This window comes from Tardiphaga sp. 866_E4_N1_4 (genome assembly GCF_052076075.1).
Lineage (GTDB): Bacteria > Pseudomonadota > Alphaproteobacteria > Rhizobiales > Xanthobacteraceae > Tardiphaga > Tardiphaga robiniae.
The window spans coordinates 6,561,834-6,588,127 of record NZ_CP197242.1; the positions used below are offsets into that span (position 1 = coordinate 6,561,834).

The following is a 26,294-nucleotide window of genomic DNA, read 5'->3' on the forward strand; positions in this document are numbered from 1 at the left end:
CGATGGTTCGTTTAGATGTCGGTTAAGGATTGATTGCCATAGTCGCCGTGTCACAACGACCGCTGGACACTGGTGTGATAATGCCGACAGTATCTGACGCACAGCATCAGGATTTCGGTGCCATCGAGGCTGCCGTGAAGGAAACGACGCGGGGCCGCGCATTCCTCGCTAATTATGCGAGGCGCGTGCAGCAGTCCGATACGCTCACCATGCTAGCCATGCTCGGCCGGCTAGAGCGATTGTCCCACGAACTGGCTTCGCGTATCGCCGAGCTCGAAGCACCCAATCCTTCGTGCGGGAGCCATCTTATGCGGCCGTCCATCGCGGGGTCCATGTTGCAAGGAGCCGCCCTGGTTCCGGTCGATTATGCAGCCACCGACGCGATGCCGCGGATCGACGAACTCGCATCCGTGCTCGGCAATCTGCATCGCCATGTGGTGCAGCTGGCCTCGCAATGCGCCGGCGTCGATCGGCAGGCGAATTCGAGGACTTCCATCGAGTTGGATGCGCGCGCATTGATGCCGCCGGATCCCGCCTTGCCGTCGTCGCAGCCTGCAGGAGGCAAGGATGTCGCCGATGAGGACGTACTTGGCAGCATCGCCCAAGCGCTCGAACGGTAGGTAGCTCGCCGACAAACAGCGGAAAACGACCGCCGACCATGGATCTGTGGTCGATGCCTTGTGCCTTCGCGTTCTCAGGCCGCCAGTTGCGGCCTGAACAACACGTCCACGCCGTAACTCGTGGAGTTGTAGGAGTTGGACGGGAAGAGAGAATCGCTGCCGTAGGCATAGACGCCATTGCCGCCGATCAGCGACGAAGCAGGCGCGGTGAGCGGCCCGTTCGATACCGAATTGGCGAATAGGTTCGGATCGGCAGAGTAGTTGCCGTTCGTATGGTAGGAGGCAATGTAGGTCGCTCCGGCGGTGATGGACACCGGCGTTGCGAACTGCACCTGCTGCCAGCCACTGGCCGTCTCGTTGGTGAAGGTCGCACTGGCGAGCAACGTGCCGGTGGAACTCCAGAGATCCGCCATGTGGGTACCGGTGTTGGACGCACCCTTGTAGAAGCGGATGCCGGTGACGTCGCCGTTGTCCGATGCTTGGAATTTAAAGCCAAGCTCGACCGCTTGCGGATCGCTGACGGTGACCGTGCTGGGCGTCGAACTGGCGCTGAACAAGCTCACGACGGCGGTCGGATCGGTTACATTGAGGGTCACGCCGGCACTGGCCGTGCCGCCATGACCGTCGGAGATCGCATAGTTGAAGGCGGCCGATCCCGTATAGCCTGTCGTTGGAATGAAGGTGATCGTATTGGCCTGGGCATCGAATGTCGCGGAGCCGTTCACCGCATTGCTGACGCCAGTGATGGTGAGGGTGTCATTGTTCGGATCGCTGTCATTTGCCAGCAACGCCGAAGCGTTGATCGCGAGCGTCGCATTCCTCGCGGTGGTGAAGCCGCTGTCGCTCGTCGCGACCGGCGACTGGTTCGCACCGCCGGTCGCAGCGTTGAACACCACATCGACCCAGTAATTGGTCGCGCCGTAGGTCGCCGTCGGGAAGAGGTTGCTAGTCCCATAAGCAAAGACTCCGTTGCCTGAGGCAGGCGCGGTGAGTGGTCCGTTGGTTTGGGCCGTGCTGAAATAGCCGCCGGTTGATGCGTAGTGGCCGTTACTGTGATAGCTTGCCACATAAGTGGCGCCGGCTGTTACCGTCACCGGACTGCTGAACGTCACTGTCTGCCAGCCGCTCGACGTCTCATTCGTGAAGGTCGCAGTCGTCAGCAACGTGCCTGAGCTGGTCCATAGCGAGCCGGTGTGTGTGCCGGTATCATTGGCACCCTTGTAGTAGCGGAGGCCAGTGATCATGCCGGACTGCGACGTCACGAACTGCATGCCGAGATTGACCTGCGCCGGGTCGGAATCCGACAGGGTGGCAGGCGTATCGGAGCTCGAGAACAGGCTGACGCCCGATGCGCTCGGGATGACGTTCAGGCTCACATTCGCGGCTGCAGTGCCGCCGCGGCCATCGGATACGCTGTAGCTGAAGCTCGCGGCGCCGACATAGCCGATGGTCGGGGCGAACGAGATCGAATTCGTCTGGGCGTTGTAGGTCGCCGTACCATTCGTCGCGCTGCCGGCCACGATACCGGTGATCGTGAGGGCGTCGCCGTCCGGGTCGGTGTCATTGGCCAACAGGATCGCGGCCTGGAGCGTCAAGCCATTACCCTGCACGGTAGTGAAGCCGCTGTCGCCATTTGCTACCGGGGCGTTGTTAGGCGGCGCCGTGATATTGAGGCTGACCGTGCCGCTGGCGACGCCGCCTTTGCTGTCTGAGATGGAGTAAACGAATGACGCAGGACCGGTATACCCCGCCGTGGGCGTGAAGGTCACGGTGTTGGTCTGCGCACTGAAGCTCGCCGTGCCATGCACGCCGCCATTGGCAGCGGTGATGGTCAACGTGTCGCCGTCCAGGTCAGTATCGTTCGCGAGCAATGCGGCAGCGGCGATGTTCAGGACCGTGTTCTGCACGGTGCTGAAACCGGTATCGCTGGTGGCGACCGGCGGGTTGTTGGACGATGCGGTGACCGTAAGATACACGGTGCCGTTCGCCGTGCCGCCATGACCGTCGGAAATAGCGTAGGTAAAAGACGCCGGGCCGGTATAGCCTGGGGTCGGTGTGAAGGTCACCGAATTAGTGTTGGAAATCCAGGCTGCCGTGCCGTTGACGCCGACGCCCGCGCCGGTGATCGTCAAGGTGTCGCCATCAGCGTCGGTGTCATTGGCGACCAGGGCTGCGGCTGCGATGGTGAGTTGCGTGCCCTGCGGCGTTGTGAAGCCGCTGTCGGCCGTCGCCACCGGCGCATTATTTATCGGTGTGGTCGAACCCGAATTCAAGATCACGTCGACCCAATAGTTCGTCGCGCCGAAGGTGCTGGTGGGGAACAGGTTGTCGTTGCCGTAAGCATAGACACCGTTTGAGCCGCCTGCCGCCGTTAAAACGCCGCTTACATGGTCGGATGTGAAGTAGTTGCCGGTCGACGCATAGTGACCGTTGCTGTGGAAGCTGGCGACGTAGGTTGTCTGCGCCGTGATCGCGACGGGATCGGAAAATATCACCGTCTGCCAGCCGCTCGCGGTCTCATTGATGTATGTCGCGGTGGCCAGCAGCGTGCCGTTGATGCTCCAAAGGGATCCCGTATGGGAGCCGGTGTCATTGACGCCTTTGTAATACTTGATCCCGGTGATGAAGCCTGAGGCCGACGAGGTGAACCGGACGCCGAGATTGACTTGGAAAGTGTCGCCGTCGCTGAGCGTCGCCGGCACATCGGACGCGCTGAACAACGTGACGTTGTTCGCCGGCGGAACGACGGTCATGTTGACGATCGCCGAGCCGGTCCCGCCGCGGCCGTCTGAAATGGCGTAGCCGAACATGGCGGCGCCGGTATAGCCGGCGTTCGGGGTGAACGTGATGATGTTGGTCTGGCTGTTGAAGCTGACTGTGCCGCCTGATGCGGAGCCGACACCGGTGACGCTCAGGATATCGCCGTTTGGATCCGTATCGTTCGAGAGCAACTGCGCCGCAGTGAACGTGGTCGCCGTATTGCGCGTAACGGTGAGACCGTTGTCATTGGTGCCGACCGGCGCCTGGTTGGCTGTATTGATAGGGCTGAAAATGACGTCGACCCAGTAATTGGCGCCGCCGGATGCTTGGGTCGGGTAGAGCGTGTCTTGGTCATAGATGTAATAGCCGTTGTTCGCAGCAGCCGTCAGCGGCCCGTTCGAATGCGCCGCCGTAAAATAGTCCAGCGTGCCGGCATATTGGCCATTGCTGTGATAGCTCGCGGTATAGGTCACGCCGGCCGCGATCGAGATCGGATTGGCGAAAGTCACCGTCTGCCAGCCGCTCGCGGTTTCCTGTGTGAATATGGCAGTGGCGAGAAGTTGCCCGGTGCTGCTCCACAGGGAGCCGGTATGGGTGCCACCATCGCCTACGCTCTTGTAGTATTTGATGCCGACGATAGTGCCGGCCTGAGATGAAGTGAAGCGTACGCCGAGATTGACGAAGCCGACATCGCTGTCGGCCAGGATTGCCGGCACGTCGGAGGAGGAAAATAGCGTGGTGGTAGGGGCCGCGGCGACTGTGATCATCATGCCCGTGTTGGCAGCTTCCATGTTGATGCTATCATCGACGGCGCGCGACAGGATGTCGTAGGTGCCGCCGGCGAGCGGCGTCCAGCTGTAGGTCCAGTTTTCGAATCCGGTGGCGCGGTGCCACGATACGCCGCCGTCCGTCGAGACCTCGACGACCGCGACGGTGCCGCCGCCGCTGTCGACGGCGGTGCCGGTAATCGTGATCGGCTGTGCGGCAGTATAGGAGACGCTCGCCGTGGGCGAGGTGATTGTCGATGTCGGCGCGGCGTGGTCCGTCGACTGCGAGGCTATGGCAAGGCTCTGCATCAGCGTCTGCGGCTGAATGCCCATATCTGCGAACAGATTGACCATTGCCTGCTGGACGTTCGGATCGGTCGGCGTGGCCTCGTTGTCGTGATGCGAATCCAGACCCCAGGTCCAGTAGACGGTGCCGGCGCCGAAGACAAGTGCGCCGCTGACGGGATCGCGATAGAGGGTGAGACTGTGGCTGGCCGTTCCGGGTCCGGTCGTGTTGCCGTTGTCGAGCAGCAGCGAGTTGACGTCGACGGTGGTTGACGAAAGCGCGGTCAGACCCGCCGGGCGGTAGCCATTGTCGAGATCCGAGTCCCATTCGTACCCGAGTAAGTTCGGCGTCAACGAATAGGTCTGCCCGGGCTGGATATCTCCGACCGCGGTGTTGTTCCAGAAACGAAACTGCGACAGGTCATAGGGGATCTGGATGGTGTCAAGGCGATAGCCGTCGACCGTAAAGATCGTTCCGGTCAGGGCATTCTCGGGCTGGCCGGCGCCATATTGAGGATCGCGCCACGTCCCTGTGGTATTGCCCGGATCGGTGTCGTCGTTCGACCACGTCTCTTTGTATGAGACAAGCGTCTTGTAGGGCGTACCGGATCCGTCGATGCTATTTTCCCAGCGGAATTCCCAATAGACCTCGTTCCCGCTCAGGAAAGCGAGATTGACGCCCGCCCCGCGCGCGGCTTCGACATTGGAGCGCTGGCCGGCCGACCAATATTCATCATGTCCGATCGACAGGAACACCTTGCTGTTGAGGAGCTGCGCGCCATCGCGTGCCGTATCGATGCCTGAAATGTAGTTGATGTCGTAACCGTTCTGCTCGAGCCAGCGAATGGCAGGATATTCGCCGCCGAAGATGAAATCCTGAGGACCGGCCGAATAACCACCGTCGCGCGTGATGATCGGGCGGTTGTAGCTGACTGCGCTGGCACGGCCGGCATGGCCGGCTGCGTCGATACCACCGTAGAGATTGTAGCCGCCCCACCAGTTATAGGCCTGCCACGTGGTGTCGGAGGTCTGAAAGGTGATATCGCTTGGTGCCTCATCGTCGCGGACGATGAACGGAATCATATTCTGGCCGCCGGTGTCGAGCCTTGTGAGCTCGGCAATATAGATGCCGGAGACGGCGTCGGCCGGAATGTCCCAGGAGGCTGAGATGGACCAGTTGCCGGCATCGACCAGCTTTGTGATCGGGTCGAACAGCGGCGTGGGCTGATTCTGCGCCGTAGACAGGTTCTTTGTGAAGCTGTTCACAAGGCGTGCGCCGTCGCCGCCATAGTAGCCGAGCCGATAGATATCGACCCGGTAGTCGGCGGCGTCGGTGTTGATCTTGAAATCGACGCGCTGGCCGTGGTCGATCGTAAACTGGGCCGCAAACCCCTCGATGCTCTCGTCGGCTTGGTCGAACAGCCAGACGCTTTCCGGGGTGCCGGCCTTCATGTTCTCGAGGACGATGGGATTAAGCGCAGCCTGCGCGGGCGCCGGTGTGCCGGCCGCCGCGAAGATTTCCGGCGCGGTTGTCATCCCGCCCTGGGGCGCGGCATCGACGGTGCGGCTCTGCACGGCCATCGCCGTCAGGTCGAGCGCGAGGGGCGCGATATCGGCGGGCATGCTGCTCGCCGTGTTGTAGTATTCAAGGACCTTGGGTGCATATCCCGATGGCGATCCGTCGGCATTGCTGGATCCGCCGACTCGGATCGAACAAACGGTGCAGGCTCGTCCGGTACACGACCCGCAAGGAGTTGATAGGGCCGCCTGCTGCCACTGCGTGGTCCACGCATCGATGCTTGCGTTCGCGGAGCTTGCGCTAACGGGACCCGCCATCTTGATCTCCTCGTGCCGAAGGATTTATTTAATGTCGATAAATTTAACTATCATTTGAAAAATTAAATCTGTCACGCGATTATTTAGGGCGGTGTGCATATTTATTGTGCCCTGCAGGCGGTGAACGCCCAAGGCCCGCTATGCCGCGGAATTCTCGTATGCTTCCACGTCGTTCGTAAAAACGGAATGCGAGAAAAGGCGGGCGGCTCCATTTATTGACATATTTAAAATTAAATGTCTTTATGTCATAAAGGTCCGGCTCTAGGCCATCGGCTGGCATGTCCGGCCGTCTGGCAAGGCGTCGTTACACGGCCTTGGAGCAGAACGTTGCAATAAAAATGACGTGGGTTTGAAACGCGATCGGCTGCCTATCTGCCGAGGCGGATCTTTCGAGAGCCGATTGAGATGCGTCCAGAGGACCAGCCACGCAGGCCGCCGGGACCCGATCGTGTCGAAGGCATGGTCGCCTTGCCGCGCGAGGAGGGCCGCCGGCCCAATCCCCGGGAGGTGCCGTTGCCATGGCGCGTCGGGCTCAATGACCAACTGGACCTCAGCATCGCTGAGATCGCTGTGATGTGGATACTGCACCATGGGACTTTGCCGCGCGCGCCGACGCGCTCCCTGACCCGCGATATCGTAGAGTTCTATCCGGCTGCGCTGGATGCGATGCTGCGGGCGGAAGCTCTGCGGGGGGCCAGGCAGTCCGACTTGCGTCTGATCTACTTCAAGGGACTGATCGTGGCTCTGACGCATTCGAAGCCGCAGATGATTGATGCCATCAGACGCGCCGACCGCGAATTGGACCGTGGCACGACGTCGACCGAAAGATCCGATGCGTCCGTACGGCCATCCGCAGCAAATCGGCTTTTGGAGGATCAGGACACCCTGGCCCATATTGAAGTTGCGCTGGGAAGGTCCGACGCGTCATCGCATTGAATGGCGAGCGCGCCGTTTGCGCAAGACAGGAAAAACGACGATGGCCATGCATGCGTCGGCGGGTTCGCGGGTGCGATGCGCCGAATTGATGATGCCGTGAGCCGGTTTGCTCGGCATGTGATGGAGGAGGTGTCTGGATGAATGCGCCCATTACGAATGGTCGCGAACTGGCCGACGAGACAGAAGCCGATGAGTGGCTGATGCGCGTGCGGCGTTATCTGCGCGTGCTGTCGCTTCGCAAGAAACAGCGGTTCAATCGCCGGGTCTCGATCGGCGACCTGCTCAGCGAACGCGCGGAGAACGCTGTGGCCTGTAGCTTCGGCGAGGGGACGACGATGTACGACAACGTCCTCGTTCTCGGGCAGGTGGAAGTCGGCCGCCATACTTGGATCGGGCCGGGTTGCATTCTCGACGGCTCGGGCGGTCTCCTTCGCATCGGCGATCACTGTTCCATATCGGCGGGCGTGCAAATCTATACGCATCACACGGTGAATCGGTCGCTGTCGATGGGCGCCGAGCCGATCGCTTATGCGTCGACGACGATCGGGGACGGAGTCTATCTCGGGCCGAACGTCGTGATTCAAATGGGCGTCACGATCGGCAATCGGGTAGTCGTCGGCGCGAATTCATTTGTGAACCGTGACATCGGCGAGGGACAGAAGGCGTTCGGCACGCCGGCCCGCATCCAGCGGGGCGTCTGACTTGACCGTTTGCGATCGCACATTCGTGTTTTCTATGCGTTTGACGTATTAAGGTAATCTCCGATGTTCGAGGGAGTTTCGCGCAGTCGCCTCGATGGAAGCAGGCTGCTGCTTATGAGCGATCACGAGCGTTGGGGAGACCTGGAGCTTGACGGCACTATTCAATATCTGCGCGGGACAAGCGAAGATCTGGTGTTACGTACGATCACGGATTTTGACAATGTTTGGCTAGCCGGCGGCGAGAAGATCAGCCCTGAACTATATGTCCGGCATACCAATTATATCGAGATGCCGACTTTGAGGCCGGTGAGTCTGACGGAGACCTCCGCAACCAGGTTTGGGATTTCGGGAGAGATGTCTTTTGGAAGTCGGAATGTATACGGCTTTGAAGGCGAACAGTTTCTAGGACGAGCCCAAAAAGCATTTCTGTACGTTGTATCCGCCGACACCACCCGAGCGGCGGTGGAGTTTCATGGCGGTGACGCATCCAGCGGGGCGTCGCCTTTTGTCAACGTTTCAATCCAGCTTTCTTATGAAGTCTTCCAATCGACATTCAAGCCGTTGTGGCTGGGGTCTCCGCGCGCTGCAGTCGATGTGACGGTTGGCGTATGCGGTTTCAGACAAGGAGGACCGCCCCTCGCTGATGAGGACATGCGCGACTTTGTAATGGCGAGTGGAGCGTGGTCCGCAGAGCTGAAATCGCTAAGCCTCGCGATTACGAGCCGATCTTCCTGATCGCGGAGCGTTGGCGTTATTAGAGGCATAATCGGAGAGACGACGAACCGGACCGTCGGCTGCTATTCCATCGGTAATTCCGAATTCAGTTGTCTTATAAGCGGCATCAGGAGAGCCACTAACTCCGCCTGGCGGTGTGTGCCTGTCTTACGAAAGACGCTCTTCAACTGACTTCGGCTGGTTTCCTTGGCTATCCCAAGTTCTGAGGCCGCAACCTCGAGCGCGGAGCCGTCTGCGATCCGGGCGGCCAGCTTGGCCTCGGCGCTTGTCAGACGAAAGAGCGCCTGCAGCTGCATTTCGACAGGGCGAGAGCGTTTTTCAGAGTCGATCAGCACCAGTGCAAACTCGCAATCGGAAAGCATATTCGATGCGAAATTGGAAAGTCTGACCGGGCAGGCAAGCAGCGGTCGGTACTGACCGCGTGGGAGGAGGATGGGTGCTGCCAGGGCTGACGAATCGCGTCTCCACACGAGGTCGCGCAGAGCCCTATCGAGGGCGGCAGTTGCGACCGTACTCTTGGAAACAAGACGCTTTTGCACGATTTTGACGTCGTCGCCAAACAGTCGTTCAGCGCACTGGTTGGCGCGAAAAACTTCTCCATAGGAATTGAGAAGAACCACAGCGGTTCCGCACAGTTCAAATGCAGCCAAGGCTCCGGCCGCTCTGCCGTGACCGAGTGCGCGTGCCAAGGCGACGCTGGATGACAGGCGTGCAGAAAGGCTCGCAAGATCACGTTTCTGATCCGGCGGGAATGGCCCGCTTGCCATCGTGCGCTGAATGGAAAGGCACCAAACGTCATTCCCGGCCATCATGCCGACACCTGCGAACCATTGCAGGCCCAACGGAGCTAGGAATTCCTGATAATACGGATGTCGGCGGAGCGCGTCGATGTCCATGATGTCGAGATCGTCAACTACGCCGTGGCATTGCATATGGCGTGCGCCGAGATATCGCGCGTCCCGTGCAAACCAGTTGTCGCGAAAATATACTTCCGCAACTCGAGACATCGAATCCGTATAGGGCAATCCCGGAACAGGTCCTCCCCCGGAAACAGGGAGGATAAGAGCTCCAAAACTGCCGGTTTCGATTGCCGCTATTTCGAGCGCATTGACCCATTGTGCCGGATCGACGGCGGCCTCCGCAAAAGCCTTTTCGATCTTAGCAATATCCAAGTCTGCATTCTCACAACGAGAAATTAAAAATACTAAGGGAAGCTTACAATATTAACGCATCCACACTGATTGCAGCATACGAAACGCATAGGGTCAAGCAATGCTCAACTGACACAACTAAGCGTGAGCTTGGGGCGCCCCGTGTTATCAGCCGAGGTTCCGACCTGCTACCCCTTGAAGTCTGTCCCGGCTCTGTCGCCGCACGAGGCTTTCGGCGAGGTTATATTCCGGAACACCCGGTCTGGATTTGCGGAGTTTGAAGATGTCGGCGGGGTTACGTGGCCCGCCTTCGCCGCGATGAGCGCGCGGAACCATGCTGCCGTCGTAGTCGTGATCGTGCCTCCGCTTGAGCCACGGCGCTCCGTACTTCCCTGAGCTGCAAGAACTCATAAGCGATCGACGCTCGACGCTCGGTCAAGACCCTCAGTTGTCGGTGGCACTCTTCAACTCGTGACAGCATTGGAAGACCGGAAATCAACCGCATGAATAAGTACCGAACACGGATTTGTTAAGCCGTTCAAAGGCCACTCGGCTTCAAACCTTATTTTTGAAGGTTACTCGCCGAGCATTGAACGACCCGATCCCGCACGGCGGAACCGTAATTTGGGAAGGCCTCGATCATTGCTTGCGACGCAACGATCCACGCGCAAGGTTGCTCCGTCAGCTTTGAATGCAAGATGAGATGTGCACTATCGCGCGCTGTCGGAAAGTGAAGCCTTTCGTGACATACGTGCTCATCGCTATTAGAGTTTCAATCTGCCCGTTTGGGTTACGCCGAAAGGCTGATGGCTCATTGTTATTTAAAAGGCCATCAACGGAAATAATGAGATTATAGTTCTATTTTATTCTCGGAATTCAGGTTTTACTTGTGAGGTGTGTTGTGCGTTCCACGGCGTCGATCACTGATGAATATAGAATAATAATATTGAAAGAGCGTCTGACATTAATATTAGAGACCAAACGTTGCTTCGCAGTTCAGATGCAACAACTCCTTCTGCTGAGGCGCGGCGTTAATTTCGCTTGTCTGGGCTCGGAGCGGCGACGATCGGCTCGGGCCCGGTCCCGCCGGGTCGTTCATCCGGCGTGCTGATCTTGGTCAGAGCAATGCGACCGGACATTCCCCTTATAGGATAACCAGGGACCTGTCAGCATGTAGCGCTCAGCTCGTGCACCGGCGTGGTTCCTTCGTCGAGACAGCGGACTACAAAAATCAGCGCGTCGACCCATCCCCGCGATGCGTCGGCGCGGGCGCGATGGCCGTGCTCCTGAGCTGAGACGCAGATCGTCGAAACGAAAAGCGCGTCTGGCATGACTTAGCGCCCTGCTGACAAGTTGGGTCCGATGCGTTCGAAAAGCCGGAAGACCTGGCGCGGCGAGAGGCAATCTTTAGAGATCCGTCAAGGCTGACTGTTCATTCAGGCGACGGCGGCTCGTCTGCACGCTTAGCCTCATCGACGACGACGCTATTTTCCTCTGCCAAGCTTTCAGGGCATTCGACCTCCGTTTGGTACACATCTTTTTCGGGAACTGTCGGAAATAGTCCTTTGCCCTGTCGCGGATATGAAAATGCCGGAGCGTACTACGCTACCCGCATACGGATCTTGAGGCATCCCGGCAGTCAGCCACGCAGCTTGTCACCCACCGCTTCGGCGTTTTGCTCCGCAGCTGCAGGCTTCGTTCGCGGCAGAGACGTTGGATGCACTCGATATTAGTGCCCGACCGTCACGCTGCAGCGAGATGCGGACGCGCCGACAGCCGTAGCGAATCCGCGTCTCGAAGTCGTGATCCGGTGTGCAAGGACGACTTGATCGCTTCGCTTCGACTTGTAGACATCAGGTGCGCGATCGATGCGGAGGATCGAACAGGCACGCCGGATCGACACTTTCCATTCGCGGCGCAGCTTGCCGCAAGCTCGCGCTTTCGGCCGGCCCAGAGCGTTCTAAGAGCACGTTCAGAAGGTGGCATTGTCCAAGGCAGGCGACAATCCGCTCCAGCCCCTGCTGTTCTCTTCCCAAGCCGACGCAGGCGCCTCATCTCCGAGGGCATCAGACAGGCATATTCCATACATACGTCATAGACCGTAGCCTCGCTGACTCTTGCGGCAGAGATTGAGTCAGCGATCAAATTCGCCGTTTACGCAGTGTCGCTCGAGGCGATCGGCTTCCTGACGGTAGTCCTGCGATGCTTGAATGAGTCGTTTCATGGTGACGGCATCCAGAACGTTCTGTGCCAACCGTTCAGCGCGGATCGCCTGTTCCCTGAGATACTGTGCCTTAGTCATCTGTTGCCCGCACACTTGCCGATACAAGTTGAGTCAATTTCGATTGTTCCCAGCCTGTCTTCGGATGCTTAACGCACCGTAAGGAAGCAAGATTGACTGCTACGCGCCTTGTAATGATCAAGGCAACGCGCCCATCGATCTAACCGGGCGCGTAACTGAGTATTCACGTTCAAGCGTTACTCGAAGAGGTATTATGTAGCCACTGTCTTTTGGTCGTGATCTGGGCGGGCGTGCCCGGCGAGAGGGGTGGTAATGAGCCTTCATACAAGTCTGATGTCCGAGGTTTCCGGACGGACATAACAAACCGTCACTCACTTGTGTGCCGATCCAGGTGGTCCTCTTCGACCTCGTCGATCACTTCGCCAGGCTCGGCTGTGCCGTGACTTGCGATCAACCGGCTTTCACGCTTGAGAGCGTCGATGATTATGCCGCCGCGCGCGAGAGCCCTGCCGCGATCCATCAATCCGGTGCTTTTCTGGTGATCGAGGATGTGCAGCTACATCAGCTCCTACGGACGCGGGACATCGTAGTGGTTCAGCCTCGGAGCGCGCGCGTGGTGATGGCGCTCATAAACCGGGAAAGGCGCAACCGGTTCGCCCAGACCACGTAGCACGAGAACATGCAGCGAAAAGGCAAGTCTTGACGAAGCACCGCCGCTGCTTCTCATTGGCCCGCAGCACGGCGACAGTCCGTGCCTGCCTTGGAGGTCTCGCCCGATGATTACGCTCTATCACTGCGCCCGCGCGCGCTCGTTCCGCCCGCTATGGACGCTTGCCGAGCTCGGGCTGCCCTATGAGCTGAAGATGCTTCCGTTCCCGCCGCGTGTTTTTGCCAAGGAATATCTCGGCATCAATCCGCTCGGCACCATTCCGCTGATGCTCGATGGCGACACTCGCATGACGGAATCGGCGGCGATCGCGCAATATCTGGTGACCAAATACGGTCCGACGCCGCTCGCCGTCGGCATCGACGAGCCGGACTACGGTGCGTTCCTGAACTGGCTGCATTTCGGTGAGGCGACGCTGACCTTCCCGCAGGCACTCGTGCTGCGTTATTCGAAACTCGAGCCGGAAGAGCGACGTCATCCGCAGGTGGTCGAGGACTATTCGAAATTCTTCCTCGGACGGTTGCGTATGATCGAGACCATCACCACCGGCAGTGACTATGTCTGCGCCGGCCGTTTCACCGCCGCGGATATTTCCGTCGGCTATGCGCTGATGCTGGCCAGCCGCCTCGGGCTTGCGTCGCAATTCGGGCCGAGCGTCACAGCCTATTGGGCGCGATTGCAGCAGCGCGAGGGGTACCTGCGCGCGGTTGAGTCCGAGAACCGCGCCGGCGACGCGCTGGGTTTGGCGCGCCGCTTCTGAGCGGCTATACCAGCCGCATCAACTTCAACCAAGCGAGCAGACCGATGGCCGATGACAGCGTAATCCTGGAAAAGAAGGGCGCCGCACTCTGGATCACCATCAACCGGCCGGAGAAGCGTAATGCCATGAATGGCGATGTCATCGCCGGCATCGCCCATGGCTATCGCGCCGCTCATGAAGATGAGGAAGTGCGCGTCATCGTTCTGACCGGCGCGGGTGAGAAGGCGTTCTGCGCCGGCGCTGATCTGGCGAATGCGGGGGCGGCTTTCTCAATGGATTTTTCCAAGCCCAACGGCGATCTCGCCGATCTGATGCGGTTGTCGCAAAACGCCACCAAGCCCGCCATTGCGCGCGTTAACGGCGTCTGCATGGCCGGCGGCATGGGGCTGCTGTGCATGACCGACATGGCGGTGGCCGCGGACAACGTCATCTTCGGTTTGCCAGAGGTGAAGGTCGGCGTGTTTCCGATGCAGGTGCTGGCGCTGCTGCAGTCCATTGCGCCACGTCGCCTGGTCAACGAATGGTGCATCACCGGCGAGCCGTTCGACGCGCAGACCGCGCTTGGCGCTGGCCTGCTGAATCACGCGGTGCCGGCGGCCGAGCTCGACAGCAAGGTCGACTGGCTGATCGCGCGCATCACCGACAAGTCGCCGACCGCGATCCGCCGCGGCAAATATGCGATGCGCGCCGTCGCCGCGATGTCGTTCGACGAGAGTATTGCCTATACCGAAAGCCAGATCGCGATCCTGTCGATGACCGAGGATGCGAAAGAAGGCCTTAAGGCGTTCGGCGAGAAGCGCAAGCCGGTGTGGCCAGGCAAATAGGGCGGCTCTCGGCGGCGCGCCGCGGCGGACCATCGAGCCGGCGCGCGGGCGCATCGTCAGCCTTAAAGTGGAATTAACAGTGTCGCCGTACCCTCGCAGTTTGTGAGCGACCAGGTCATCAGCAGTCCAGCCAAACAGTTCCCGGTGCGGGCAACGATGCCCTTGCTGGTGAGCGCGTGCGTCTATGGCCTGCTGCTGGCGCTCGGGCCGCAGCTGCTGAACGATCCGGACAGCTATTCTCATATCGCGATCGGCCGCTGGATCCTGACGAATGGCGTCATTCCGTCGACCGACTCGTTCTCCTTCTCCATGCATGGCGGTCATTGGCTTGCCTTCGAATGGCTCTCCGAGGTCATTTACGGGGCGGTCTATACGTATGCGGGCTGGCATGGCGTCGTGGCGCTCGCTGCCGCGGCCATCGCGCTTTCCGTCGGGATTCTGACCCGGTTCCTGCTGCGCGAACTTGCGGCGAAGCCGGTATTGATCATCGTTACAGTGGTGGTGGTTCTTCTCGCGCCGCATCTGCTGGCGCGGCCGCATGTATTGGCACTGCCGGTCATGATGACCTGGGCGACCGCGCTCGTTCGTGCCATGGATACGCGTGCACCGCCGCCTTACTGGGCGTTACCCCTACTGGTTCTGTGGGCCAATCTCCATGGCAGCGTCATCCTGGCACTGGGGTTGATCGGACCCGCAATTCTCGAAGTCCTCATACGGGACAAGCTCCGCGAGCGGCCTCGCGAAGTGCTCCATTGGTTCGCTTTCGCGGCTCTTGCTGTTGCCGCATCCTGCCTGACCCCTTACGGGCACGGCACGCTGTTGATGCCGCTGACGACGCTGGGTCTTGGCGATGCGCTCAACTGGATCGGCGAATGGCGGCCACAGAATTTCGGCCGCATCGGGATATTTGAGATCCTGCTGCTGGCGGGAATCTTTGCGCTGTCGCGCGGTGTGACGCTTCCGGTGGTGCGGTCTCTGGTCATAATCGGCTTGTTGCATTTTGCTCTGGCGCAGGTGCGCAACGCGGATCTGCTTGCCATGCTGGCGCCGCTCTATCTGGCTGCGCCGATCGCGCAGCAGTTTCGCAGCTGGGCCGCATCCAACGAGGGCGGCTCGGCCCGGAGCTTACAGGTCGGTGCCGTCGGCGTCATGATCCTTCTGACCGCGATCGCTTCGGTGCGCGATATCAGTCCTGCCGCACGCAACACGCCGCAGGCCGCGCTGGCCGGCGCCGGTCTGACCGCGGCGAACCGCGTGCTGAACGATTATTCGTTTGGCGGCTATCTGATCTTCGCGGGAATTCCCACGTTCATCGACGGTCGCGGCGAACTCTATGGCGGCAGATTTCTTCATCGCTACAACAGCAGCCTCTCGCTGGCGGACCTGAATGATTTTTTGAAACTGCTGGACGATTACAAAATAGATGCCACGCTGCTGGAGCCGGAAACTCCGGCGGTGGCGTTGCTCGACCGGCTGCCGGACTGGAAGCGCGTCTATGGGGACGACGTCGCGGTGGTCCACAAGCGGCAGAATGCAACGGCGAAGTAATCAGGCAGTGGCGACAGCGGCGTATTGTGCGCCAAGCGGCAGGCCGCTGAAGGCGTTTTCGACACGCCGCGCGGCTTTCGCTTCCCAGGGCAGCAGCAGGAAATGACGCGAAGCGATGTCGTGGAAGCCGGCGCCCGCCATGATCCTTTGCGTCTTGCCCGCGCCGAGCAAGACCGCGTCGCGATCGAACTCACAGCGCGCGACGGCGAGACGGGTCAGCGGATTGAACGGGTTGTGTTCGATGACGCAGACCACGCCGCCCGGTCGCACGACGCGCCGCATTTCACGCATGAAACCCGCCCATTCCACAGGCGGGACGTGATGCATGACGCAGATCGCGGTGATCAGTTCGAAGCTGGCATCGGCAAACGGAAAGACGCTGCCGTCGAAGGCCCGGTAGTCGACATCGGGGTTGTCGACCTGTGCCTGCGCAATACTGGCGGAGGATACGTCTATGCCGCTGAGTTGGCCGACCATGCCGCGCAGCAGTGGATGGAAGCTGCCGACGCCGCAGCCGACATCGAGCACGTCAGGCTTTTTTGATTGAAGCCGCTCTGCGATCAATTCGCGCAGCAGATCGGCCTTTGCGCGCATGAAGAAGCTATGCGGCAGGCCGGAAAAGTCGATCGAGGATTGAACGACGTCGCGGTAGTTGCTGCGGTAGCTGTCGAACAGCTGGCTCATGACAATCCGCTCCGTCAGGCGCTGCGCGAGGTGCGGTAAGATGCTTCGCTTTGATCGCGGTCGAAACCGACGCGGTTCTGTACGACATAGAGCGGACGATGTTTCGCTTCTGCGTGAATGCGCCCGACATAAAGGCCGACAATGCCGGTCATCAGCATGTTCAACCCGCAGAGCAGCGACACGATAACGATGATCGACGACCAGCCGGCAACCAGATGCGGGTCGTTCGTCATCCACAGCAGCAACACCCAGGCGCCGTACAGCAGGGCCATGCCCGACACCGCGAGACCGCACCAGATCGCCAGCCGCAACGGTGCATCGGAAAAGCCGAGAGCGGCCGACATGGCGAGCCGGGCCATCTTGAACAGCGGATATTTGGTTTCGCCGGCGGCGCGCTCGAGACGATGGAAGCTCACTTCGGCCTGACGGAAGCCGAGCCAGGCGATCATACCGCGCACGAAGCGATCACGCTCCGGCATCTGGCGCAACGCGTCCAACACCTTGCGGTCGATCAGTCGGAAGTCGCCGACGTCTGCCGGGATACGAACCGAGGTCATACGGCCAAGCACCCGATAGAACACATGGGCGGTGGCGCGCTTGAACGCGCTTTCACCCGCGCGGGACAGACGGCGCGCATAGACCACGTCATTGCCTTCGCGCCACTTGGCGATCAGTTGTTCGACGACTTCAGGCGGGTCCTGCAAATCCGCGTCCATGACGACGATCGCGTCGCCTTGCGCGGCGTCCATGCCGGCGGTGATGGCCACCTGGTGCCCGAAATTGCGCGACAGGCCGATGTAACGGAAGCGCGGATCACTCCTGGCGAGTGCCTGCAGCACGATGGGGCTGGTGTCGCTGCTGCCGTCGTCCACGAAGATGGCTTCCGCGGGTGCACCAAGGCGGTCAATCAGCAGTCCCAGCCGGCGGACCAACACAGGCAGCACGGCCTCCTCGTTATAGACCGGCACGACGATGCTGTAGATGATCTGCCCGCCATCAATCGCCATTCTGGAGTTCCGCCCTGCTGAATGGCGGGATCCTAGACCCTGATGGTTAAGGCGGCCTTGCAAAGAGCCTTGAAATCAGGCGCCTTGAGCCGCCTTTGCGCGGTTCTATCAGGCAGGCCCAGGTGCGAACCAGACCGCGCGGCTATGGCCGCCTGTCAATCTTGTACAGGACAAATCGTGCTGACCTGTCCACCTCTTGCAGTCTGCCGGGCAGCGGGTTCGCCGAAGCGGGACCCAGTACATAGAGATAGTCGAAATCTCGGTGCCAGTTCCGGATGAACGACGGCACGGCTGCTGTCGTACCGCCGGCCGCAATCGTGCTGAGCAGCCGCATCGGCACGGGGCCGCCATATGGAATGGCGAGCCGCTGCATGTCGGCACGGGGACGAATGGGCTGCTTGCCGATTTCAGTGAACACGTTGGGGACGAAAGCATTCGCGTATTGCACGGCCAGCGTCGGGGCATAGGCCATCGGATACTGCGTAAGGTCTTTGAATGGGGGGTCGTCGCCATCGCCGCTTGTCCCCACCAGTACCCGCGAACCGCGGTCAAGTTTTTGAAACGAAGCGATCAGCGCCGCATAGTCTGCGCGATAAGAGAGCCAGACCGCAAATACGGTTGCGAGATTGGCGATGATGACGCCGCTGACGACCAGCAATACGGTAGCCAACCATTTCCGGTTCGGTAGCGATAGCGAGCAAAACGCAGCAACGATCATCATTGCGGCAGGGATAATCCGGAGATCGGCAAATGACGTGCCGAGAAGCTTCGATGGAATGAGGAGGTAAAGAAGCGCAAAACCGGCGGCGAGCCAAATGCCGACCGGTTCGATCTTCAAGACGTTGCGCTTGAACGCGAAATACAACGAGATGACTAAGACCAGGACGCTGGCGGCGGACACAGTCAAATTATAGCCGTTCATGATGCGAAACAGCCAGAGCGGCTTGTACTGAAACAGCCACTCCGTCCCCTCGCTGCCGACAGAACCGGCGGTGGCGCGCATCACCAGAAGCAGCAGAGCGACCGGCAGGCCGAGAAGCACCAGTCGCAATGCGGTGACGTGATACGGCGCCCTCCGTTGTCGGGCGCGCCATAGCTCATAAAGACCGATCGCTGCGCCGTAGATGCCGAGCGAAAAGAAATGAACCGTGAAGAGCGCCGAGACGAAGAAAGCGTTGACAACGAGCCGCGTCAGGAACGAACGCTCGATGACCATCAGATAGAACGCGATACCCCAAAGCGAGACGCCAAGACCGAATTCGAAGTTCAGAAAACCCCAGCTGAAGGGCAGGCAGTGGAGGAACAAGAGCGCGACGAACCCGCCGATCTGAACGCGGCCCTTCACGACTCGTTCGAGGGCTAGTGCGCCGCCGATAATCAATATTTGGCTGCAGAGCAGAAATAGCCGGGTGGCACTCTCGACGCCCACCCATTGTGCTAGCCGCGGGACGAGTAAATCCATCCCGAGATTGGGATACAGCGCCCAGCGGACTTCGTAATATGGATTGGCTCCGGGATCCCCGTTCTGGGCCAGAAGATACATGCGGGCGAGGTGATTGGGATAATCCACCATCGCCGGAATCGGAGTGAGGACTGTGGGAAGAAGCGATGCTGCCGTCAGCAGCACAAAAACGATGATTCCTGCGGACCGGTCGGATGTTGCCTGCGTCTGCGAAGGCATGGCCTTCAAGTCCCGCGTGGTCATGTTCACCGGCCGAGATAGCCGTCGGGATTGTTCCGCTGCCAGTTCCAGGCGTCGCGACACATCTCTGCAATGCCGCGCTTTGCGCGCCATCCGAGAACATCTGCAGCAAGCTCTACGCTTGCGTAGTAGCTGGCGATATCGCCGGGGCGCCGCGGCGCAAAAGTGACAGGAATCATCTTTCCGCTCGCACGCGCGTAGGCATCAACCAACTCCAGCACGCTGGTGCCTTGTCCGGTTCCCAGATTGACCTTAAGGACCCTCTGCTTGTCGACACAGTCCAGGGCGGCGATATGGCCGGCCGCGAGATCGACCACATGGACATAGTCACGTATCCCTGTGCCGTCCGATGTCGCGTAATCGTTGCCGTAGACATTGAGCTCTCGCAGTCGCCCGATAGCGACGCCCGAGATATAGGGCATCAAATTATTAGGAACACCATTCGGGTCTTCTCCGATCAGCCCGCTTTCGTGGCTGCCGACAGGATTGAAATAGCGCAGAATCGCGACATTCAATGGGCTCAGGGAGTGGGCAATATCGATGAGCAATTCCTCGGCCTGCATTTTAGTGCGACCATAGGGGCTGAACGGTGCGAGCTTGTGGTCCTCCCGCAACGGCAGCACTTCCGGCTCGCCGTAGACGGTCGCCGACGATGAGAAGACGATATTGCGCACGCCGGTCTGCTGCATGGCCTGCGCCAGCCTCAGCGTTCCGACCACATTGCAATCGTAATACTCAGCCGACTTGCTGACGGAATCCGCAACCGACTTCAGTCCGGCAAGGTGAATGACGGCGCTGCAGCCATGCGCTGACAGGGTTGATATCAACGTATTTACATCGCGTACGTCACCTTTGACGACCTCCGGCGCCGTGCCGGTGATCCGCCGGACCCGATCGATGACTTCGGGATGGCCGTTACAGAAATTGTCATAGACCACGACCTTGCGACCGGCGTGGATCAGTTCCACGCAGATATGCGAACCTATGAAGCCGGCGCCGCCTGTAATCATCACCGTCATATCGGAATTGTCCTGCCTGGAAGCGGTCGGGTGAGCATTGAGACTAGCTCCGTCAGCTTAATAAAACGGCAGTTCGTGGCAATAGCCGCCTTGGTTGGTAGGTTTTATCCAGAAATTACCCGGTGCGTTTCAGCCGGTGCAGCGTCACTTCGGGTGGGCAGTTCAGCCGTACCGGGAGCAGGCTGGTGCCGACGCCGACGGACGTATAGCCGGCCATACCTTCATGGCGCCATGCGCCGTTGCCCATTCGGCGCGGAAGCACGGCTTCCAGCTTGATAGCGTAGCCGCCGGGCAGGCAGAGCTGGCCGCCATGGGTGTGGCCGCTCAACATGAGGTCGAAATTGTGCTCGGCCGCCTCGGCATAGGTCTCAGGCGTGTGCGACAGCAGGATCGAGAAGGCATCCTCCGGAATTTGCGACGCGACTTTTGGGATATCGTCGGCAAGATAGAAATGCGGATCATCGACACCGGCGAGATAGATGTGCTCATCGCCGCGGGTGATCACCTCGCATTCGTTGAACATCATGCGGATGCCCATGGCTTCCAGCGCCGGTGTCATGCGGATGCTGTCGTGATTGCCGAGCACGCCATAGACGGGATCGCGCAGGCTCGCGCGCAGTTCACCGACCCCTTCGGTGGCGCGCTGATACGGCCCATAGGTCTTGCCGCGATAGTCGCCGGTCAGCACACAGATGTCGTAATCGAGATCGCCGACGAAGGAGATCAGGTGGCGCAGCGCATCCTCGCTGAGATCGACGTGGAGATCGCTGATATGCAGGATCGTGAAGCCGTCGAACGCGGGGGGCAGGCGCGGTGAGGCGACGATATTCTCGCGGACCAGCACGCGGTCGGCCTCGCGGCGGGCGCGGCCATAGAGGCCGGTAAGTTGCAGCGCGGTGCGGACGATCGGCGGCGCGGTGAGCCAGTTCTCCAGATTGAAGAACAGGCGGCCCTGGCCGAACAGCTGGTGATCGCGATGGGTCTCGATCTCCAGCCGTGCATTCACATGCGCATCCCCGATACGGTCGATCAGCGGGCGTAGGGCGCTTTCGTCGATCGGGGGATGCGGTGGCTGAGTCAATGTCGATCTAGCCGGTCGAGGCCTTGAGGCCGGCCGCCTCGATGCCCGCGACGGCTGCGATCTCGTCATTGTCCGATGTATCGCCGGAGATGCCGATAGCACCGAGCAGGCTGCCCGATGCGTCATGGATGAGAACGCCGCCCGGCACCGGGATCAGCGCGCCGCGCGCCATGGTATTCACGGCATCAATGAAGAACGGCTGTTCCTCGGCACGTTTGAACAAAGCCCTCGAGCCGAGCCCCATGGCCAATGCGCCATAGGCTTTTCCGTGGGCGACTTCGCCGCGCATCAGGCTGGTGCCATCCTGCGCGATGGTGGCCTTTACGCAGCCGCGGGCGTCGAGCACGGTGATGACCATCGGCTTGAACTTCATCTCGATCACCTTGGCGAGAGCGCCATCGATGATCTTGCGGGCTGTGTCGAGGGTGAGGTCGGCCATATCGGTTGTTTCCTAGTTGAGCGTGGAAGAATTGACGTTTGTTGCGGCGCCGTCGAGGCTCATGGCGAGCACGCGCGCGACATGCAGCGCATGGCGCGAGGCGCCGTCAGCTATCTGGTGCCGGCAGGATGTGCCGTCGGCGACGATCAGCGTATCGGCGTCGGCATTGCGCACGGCGGGCAGCAAGGACGCTTCGGCCATCCGGATCGAGACGTCATAGGTGTCGGCACCATAGCCGAACGCGCCGGCCATGCCGCAGCAACTGGATTCGATGGTCTCGACCTTCAGATCCGGGATCAGGCGCAAGGCCTGTTCGACCGGCTTGAACGCACCGAATGACTTTTGATGGCAGTGGCCATGCACCATCGCCTTCGGCGCGATCGGCTTCAGCGGCAGTTGCAGTCGGCCGGCCTCGGCCTCGCGCACCAGAAATTCCTCGAACAGCATGGCGTGCGCGCTGACGGCTTTGGCGCTGTCGTCGGAACGTAGCGACAGTAGCTCGTCGCGTAGTGTCAGCAGGCAACTCGGCTCCAGCCCGACGATGGGGACGCCGCGTGCCGCGAAAGGCGCATAGGTGGCAACGAGGCGATCCAGCTCGGCGCGGGCCTGATCGATGAGGCCGGCCGAGAGAAACGTACGGCCGCAGCAGAGTGCGCGGCTGCTGGAATCCACCGGCTTCGGCAGATGCACGCGATAGCCACCGGCGGTGAGCACGCGCAGTGCGTCGTCGAGGTTCTCGCGCTCATAGGCGCGGTTGAAGGTGTCGGCGAACAGCACGACTTCGCGGCCATCGGTCGGGCCGACGGCGTCGGCATCCCTGTGAAACACGTCGCCGCGCCATTCCGGCAGGCTGCGCTTGGCGCTGATCCCTGCATAGCGTTCCAGCAGGTTGCGCAGCAGCGGGCTCTTGTTGCGCAAATTCGCCAGCGGTGCGGCGCGTGCGGCTAGGGCAGCATAGCGCGGCAGATAGCCGACGAGGCGATCGCGCAGGGTGAGACCATGTTTCGCGGCGCGCGCGGCCAGAACCTCGATCTTCATCTTGGCCATATCGACGCCGGTCGGGCATTCATGGCGGCAGGCCTTGCACGATACGCAGAGTTTCATTGTGTCGGCCATGGCATCCGACGTCAGCGCATCCGGGCCGAGCTGGCCGGAGATTGCCAGCCGCAGCGTGTTGGCACGGCCGCGGGTGACGTCCTTCTCGTTGCGCGTGGCGCGATAGGACGGGCACATCACGCCGCCCTCGAGCTTCCGGCATGTGCCGTTGTTGTTGCACATCTCGACGGCGCCCTGGAAACCGCCGCCGGCGCCGGGCCATGCGGACCAGTCGAGCGCGGTCTTCAATTCGCCGACGCGATAGTCCGGCGCGTAACGAAACAGCGAACGATCGTCCATCTTGGGCGGATCGACGATCTTGCCGGGATTGAGAACATTCTGCGGATCGAAGCGATGCTTCACTTCGGCAAAGTCGCTGATGATCCGATCGCCGAACATCTCCGCATGGAATTCCGAACGCACGAGTCCATCGCCGTGCTCGCCGGAATGCGAGCCCTTGTATTCCCGGACCATCGCGAAGGCCTCTTCGGCGATGGCGCGCATCGCCTTGACGTCCTTGTCGAGCTTCAGGTTCAGCACCGGGCGGACATGCAGGCAGCCTTCCGAGGCGTGTGCATACATCGTGCCGGTCGTATCGTGCTTCCTGAAGATCGCGGACAGGCGGTCGGTGTAATCAGCGAGATGCGGTAGCGGCACCGCGCAGTCCTCGATGAAGGAGACCGGCTTGCCGTCCTGCTTCATCGACATCATGACATTGAGGCCGGCCGCGCGAAACTCGGCAATGCCAGCCTGAAGCGCTGGCTCGGTGACGTCGACGACACCGCCCCATTTGCGCGGCGGGTTATTCCAGCCAAAGCCGAGATCGCCCATCAATGCGCCCAGCTCTTTCAACTTGGCGGCATTGGCGGCCTGATCCTCTTCCGCGAATTCGACGATCAGGAGAGCATCCGGATCGCCGCGCACGGCGCTCTTGATGATTGGCTGGAACATCGCGATGTCGCGGCCGAGCGCGATCATGGTGCGGTCGACGAGTTCGACGGCGATGGGCTTGAGCTTGACCAGATGCTGGGTGGCATCCATCGCCTCATAGAAGCTACCGAAGTGGCAGACACCGAGCGCCTTGCTGCCGATGAGCGGCCACAGCTTGAGTTCGATCTGCGTCGTGAAGGCGAGGGTACCTTCGGAGCCTATGAGGAGATGCGCCAGGTTGTTGGCGGTGTTGCGCGGCGTCAGCGCATCGAGATTGTAGCCGCCGACGCGGCGCTGCACCTGCGGGAAGCGCTCAGCGATCTCCGCGGCTTCACGCTCGCCGAGCGCCAGCATGTCGCGAAACAAAGCAGGCGCATCGTCCCCGGAATTTACTTCGCCGAAATGCAGCAGGTTGCCGTCGGCCAGTGCAGCATCCATCGCGATGGTGTTGTCGCGCATGGTGCCGTAGCGCAGCGAGCGACCGCCGCATGAATTGTTGCCGGCCATGCCGCCGATGGTGGCGCGCGACGCGGTGGAGACATCGACCGGAAACCACAGCCCGTGTTTCTTGAGCTGCCGGTTGAGATCGTCCAGCACGATGCCGGGCTCGACGATGCAGGTGCGGTTCTCGATATCGAGCGAGATGAGCTTGTTGAGATGTTTGGAGAGGTCGATGACTATGCCGTCATTGACGGTCTGGCCGCATTGCGAGGTGCCGCCGCCGCGCGGCGTGACGATGCGGCCGTCGTCGCGGCAGATCGCCAGCGCGCGCAAGGCTTCGTCGATGGTGCGCGGCACGACCACACCGAACGGTACGATCTGGTAGAACGAGGCATCGGTGGCATAACGGCCGCGATTGAACGGGTCGAAGAAGACGTCGCCGGAGACTTCACGCGCGAGCTTTGCCGCCAGCGCGCTGTCTGCAGCCGTGCTCCGAATGATTGCCGCCTTCGTCATGGATTCCAGCCTTATCCCTCTATCGCCCTGTCTTGCATCCGGATTCCGGCTTGGCAACCCGGAGGTGCCGCGCTCCGGCGGTGGCAAGGAGGGGATACGGGAGGGATAAGAAATCCTCATGGCTGCCCCACGCTTTTCTTCGGCGCTCTGGTATACCAGACGCGGGACAAGCCGTTTGAAAGGTGCTATCCGGGCGTTTCAATTAAAAATGGACTCCCTGGGAAGGACGAGACATGACCGTGCACACCGGAAGGCATTTCCTGCAGATTCCTGGCCCGACCAACGTACCCGACCGGGTGCTGCGGGCGATGGATATGCCCACGCTGGACCATCGCGGTCCCGAATTCGCCGAACTGGGTCTCCATGTCATCGCTGCGATGCAGCGTGTATTCCGGACCAAGCAGCCGGTCATCATTTATCCCTCCTCAGGCACCGGCGCCTGGGAAGCCGCTATCGTCAATACACTGTCGCCGGGCGACAAGGTGCTGATGGCCGAGACCGGCCAGTTCGCCACGCTGTGGCGTGGCCTCGCCGAGAAGTTCAAGCTCGATATCGATTTCGTGCCGGGCGACTGGCGCCATGGCGCCGATCTCGCCGAGATCGAGAAGCGTCTCGCTGCCGACAAGTCGCACGCCATCAAGGCCGTGATGATCGTCCATAACGAGACTTCGACCGGTTGCGTGACCCATCCGCAGGACGTCCGCAAGATCCTGGACCGCGTGAAGCATCCCGCGCTGCTGATGGTCGACACCGTCTCGGGTCTCGGCTCGCTGGAATACGAACATGACGCCTGGGGCATCGACGTCTCCGTCGCTGGTTCACAGAAGGGCCTGATGCTGCCGCCGGGCCTCGGCTTCAATGCCGTGTCCGACAAGGCGCTGGCCGCCTCCAAGGCCAACAGCTCGTTCCGGTCCTATTGGGACTGGGCTGAAATCATCGCCGCCAACAAGCTCGGCTCGTGGCCCTATACGCCCGCCACCAATCTGCTCTATGCGCTGAAGGAAGGCGTGGCGATGCTGGAGGAGGAGGGGCTCGATAACGTATTCGCGCGCCACAAGCGCCATGGCGCCGCCGCCCGCGCTGCCGTCAAGGCCTGGGGCCTCGAGACCGTTTCCATCGAGTCGCATGATCACTCGCCGGCACTGACCGCTGTGCTGATGCCGGAAGGGCACGATGCCGACAAGTTCCGCAAGGTGGTGCTCGAAAACTTCGACATGTCGCTCGGCACCGGCCTCAACAAGTGGAAGGGCAAGATCTTCCGCATCGGCCATATCGGTCACTTCAACGACTTGATGCTGATGGGCACGCTGGCCGGCGTCGAGATGGGTCTCGAACTCGCCAAGGTCCCGCACCGCGCCGGCGGCGTGATGGCAGCGATGGATGTGCTGACCGGCAAAAGCGTGGTGCCGATGACCAAGGCTGCCGTTGCATAGCGGCGGCGATGGCCTGAAGCCCACGAATTCCCGTCTTTGAGGCCTAACAATCTACTGGAGGCTGGAGCATAATCGCTCCAGCCTTTTCAACATGTTGCGGTGGAATGCTGCACCA

General features: G+C 60.7%; 19 protein-coding genes. 9 read left to right on the top strand and 10 right to left on the bottom strand.

Going from position 1 to position 26,294, the window contains the following annotated elements:
* Positions 1 to 80 precede the first annotated feature (80 nt).
* The gene (locus tag AB8B20_RS31410; RefSeq protein ID WP_439070977.1) at positions 81 to 620 is read left to right on the top strand and encodes a hypothetical protein; all 540 of its coding nucleotides are present in this window, start codon (positions 81 to 83) and stop codon (positions 618 to 620) included.
* Between the two features lie 74 nt (positions 621 to 694).
* Here AB8B20_RS31410 and AB8B20_RS31415 read toward each other — a convergent pair whose 3' ends face one another.
* On the bottom strand, positions 695 to 6,055 hold the full coding sequence (locus AB8B20_RS31415) for a DUF4082 domain-containing protein (RefSeq protein ID WP_439070978.1): 5,361 nt from the start codon (positions 6,053 to 6,055) through the stop codon (positions 695 to 697).
* 672 nt (positions 6,056 to 6,727) lie between these two features.
* Here AB8B20_RS31415 and AB8B20_RS31420 point away from each other — a divergent pair.
* From AB8B20_RS31420 to AB8B20_RS31430, 3 genes are all read left to right on the top strand, one after another.
* A complete protein-coding gene (locus AB8B20_RS31420; RefSeq protein WP_439070979.1) occupies positions 6,728 to 7,204 on the top strand; it encodes a hypothetical protein in 477 nt (158 codons plus the stop codon).
* 137 nt (positions 7,205 to 7,341) lie between these two features.
* Positions 7,342 to 7,905, top strand: coding sequence for an acyltransferase (locus AB8B20_RS31425; protein WP_439070980.1), 564 nt, complete (start codon positions 7,342 to 7,344; stop codon positions 7,903 to 7,905).
* A gap of 114 nt (positions 7,906 to 8,019) precedes the next feature.
* The gene (locus AB8B20_RS31430; protein WP_439070981.1) at positions 8,020 to 8,640 is read left to right on the top strand and encodes a hypothetical protein; all 621 of its coding nucleotides are present in this window, start codon (positions 8,020 to 8,022) and stop codon (positions 8,638 to 8,640) included.
* 62 nt (positions 8,641 to 8,702) lie between these two features.
* Here the strand turns inward: AB8B20_RS31430 and AB8B20_RS31435 are convergent, their stop codons facing one another.
* Both AB8B20_RS31435 and AB8B20_RS31440 read right to left on the bottom strand, forming a co-directional pair.
* Positions 8,703 to 9,812, bottom strand: a complete 1,110-nt coding sequence (locus AB8B20_RS31435; protein WP_439070982.1) for a helix-turn-helix transcriptional regulator — start codon at positions 9,810 to 9,812, stop codon at positions 8,703 to 8,705.
* Positions 9,813 to 11,925: 2,113 nt separating this feature from the next.
* Positions 11,926 to 12,093: a hypothetical protein gene (locus tag AB8B20_RS31440; RefSeq protein ID WP_439070983.1), complete on the bottom strand. Its 168-nt coding sequence runs from the start codon at positions 12,091 to 12,093 to the stop codon at positions 11,926 to 11,928.
* 331 nt (positions 12,094 to 12,424) lie between these two features.
* On the opposite strand from AB8B20_RS31440, the gene AB8B20_RS31445 reads away from it, so the two are divergent.
* The 4 genes from AB8B20_RS31445 to AB8B20_RS31460 all read left to right on the top strand — a co-directional run bounded on the left by AB8B20_RS31445 (position 12,425) and on the right by AB8B20_RS31460 (position 15,832).
* On the top strand, positions 12,425 to 12,703 hold the full coding sequence (locus AB8B20_RS31445) for a hypothetical protein (RefSeq protein WP_439070984.1): 279 nt from the start codon (positions 12,425 to 12,427) through the stop codon (positions 12,701 to 12,703).
* A gap of 106 nt (positions 12,704 to 12,809) precedes the next feature.
* A complete protein-coding gene (locus AB8B20_RS31450) occupies positions 12,810 to 13,460 on the top strand; it encodes a glutathione S-transferase family protein (protein WP_439070985.1) in 651 nt (216 codons plus the stop codon).
* A 44-nt stretch (positions 13,461 to 13,504) separates the two neighbouring features.
* Positions 13,505 to 14,284 (top strand): enoyl-CoA hydratase/isomerase family protein, encoded by a 780-nt coding sequence (locus AB8B20_RS31455; RefSeq protein ID WP_439070986.1) that lies wholly within the window; start codon positions 13,505 to 13,507, stop codon positions 14,282 to 14,284.
* Positions 14,285 to 14,440: 156 nt separating this feature from the next.
* Positions 14,441 to 15,832 carry a hypothetical protein gene (locus tag AB8B20_RS31460; RefSeq protein ID WP_439070987.1) on the top strand — a complete coding sequence of 464 codons (1,392 nt, stop codon included), beginning with the start codon at positions 14,441 to 14,443 and terminating at the stop codon, positions 15,830 to 15,832.
* Here AB8B20_RS31460 and AB8B20_RS31465 read toward each other — a convergent pair whose 3' ends face one another.
* From AB8B20_RS31465 to AB8B20_RS31495, 7 genes are all read right to left on the bottom strand, one after another.
* The gene (locus AB8B20_RS31465; protein ID WP_439070988.1) at positions 15,833 to 16,516 is read right to left on the bottom strand and encodes a class I SAM-dependent methyltransferase; all 684 of its coding nucleotides are present in this window, start codon (positions 16,514 to 16,516) and stop codon (positions 15,833 to 15,835) included. It lies immediately after the preceding gene.
* 14 nt (positions 16,517 to 16,530) lie between these two features.
* Positions 16,531 to 17,523 carry a glycosyltransferase family 2 protein gene (locus AB8B20_RS31470; RefSeq protein WP_439070989.1) on the bottom strand — a complete coding sequence of 331 codons (993 nt, stop codon included), beginning with the start codon at positions 17,521 to 17,523 and terminating at the stop codon, positions 16,531 to 16,533.
* 142 nt (positions 17,524 to 17,665) lie between these two features.
* Complete coding sequence (locus AB8B20_RS31475; protein WP_439070990.1) at positions 17,666 to 19,228, bottom strand: hypothetical protein; 1,563 nt, start codon at positions 19,226 to 19,228, stop codon at positions 17,666 to 17,668.
* Positions 19,229 to 19,230: 2 nt separating this feature from the next.
* Positions 19,231 to 20,244, bottom strand: a complete 1,014-nt coding sequence (gene galE, locus AB8B20_RS31480; RefSeq protein WP_439070991.1) for a UDP-glucose 4-epimerase GalE — start codon at positions 20,242 to 20,244, stop codon at positions 19,231 to 19,233.
* Between the two features lie 115 nt (positions 20,245 to 20,359).
* On the bottom strand, positions 20,360 to 21,325 hold the full coding sequence (locus tag AB8B20_RS31485) for a metallophosphoesterase (protein ID WP_439070992.1): 966 nt from the start codon (positions 21,323 to 21,325) through the stop codon (positions 20,360 to 20,362).
* A gap of 7 nt (positions 21,326 to 21,332) precedes the next feature.
* A complete protein-coding gene (locus AB8B20_RS31490; protein WP_439070993.1) occupies positions 21,333 to 21,764 on the bottom strand; it encodes a GlcG/HbpS family heme-binding protein in 432 nt (143 codons plus the stop codon).
* Positions 21,765 to 21,776: 12 nt separating this feature from the next.
* Complete coding sequence (locus AB8B20_RS31495; protein ID WP_439070994.1) at positions 21,777 to 24,746, bottom strand: FAD-binding and (Fe-S)-binding domain-containing protein; 2,970 nt, start codon at positions 24,744 to 24,746, stop codon at positions 21,777 to 21,779.
* 233 nt (positions 24,747 to 24,979) lie between these two features.
* Here AB8B20_RS31495 and AB8B20_RS31500 point away from each other — a divergent pair, with 233 nt between their 5' ends.
* The gene (locus tag AB8B20_RS31500) at positions 24,980 to 26,179 is read left to right on the top strand and encodes a pyridoxal-phosphate-dependent aminotransferase family protein (RefSeq protein ID WP_439070995.1); all 1,200 of its coding nucleotides are present in this window, start codon (positions 24,980 to 24,982) and stop codon (positions 26,177 to 26,179) included.
* Positions 26,180 to 26,294 lie beyond the last annotated feature (115 nt).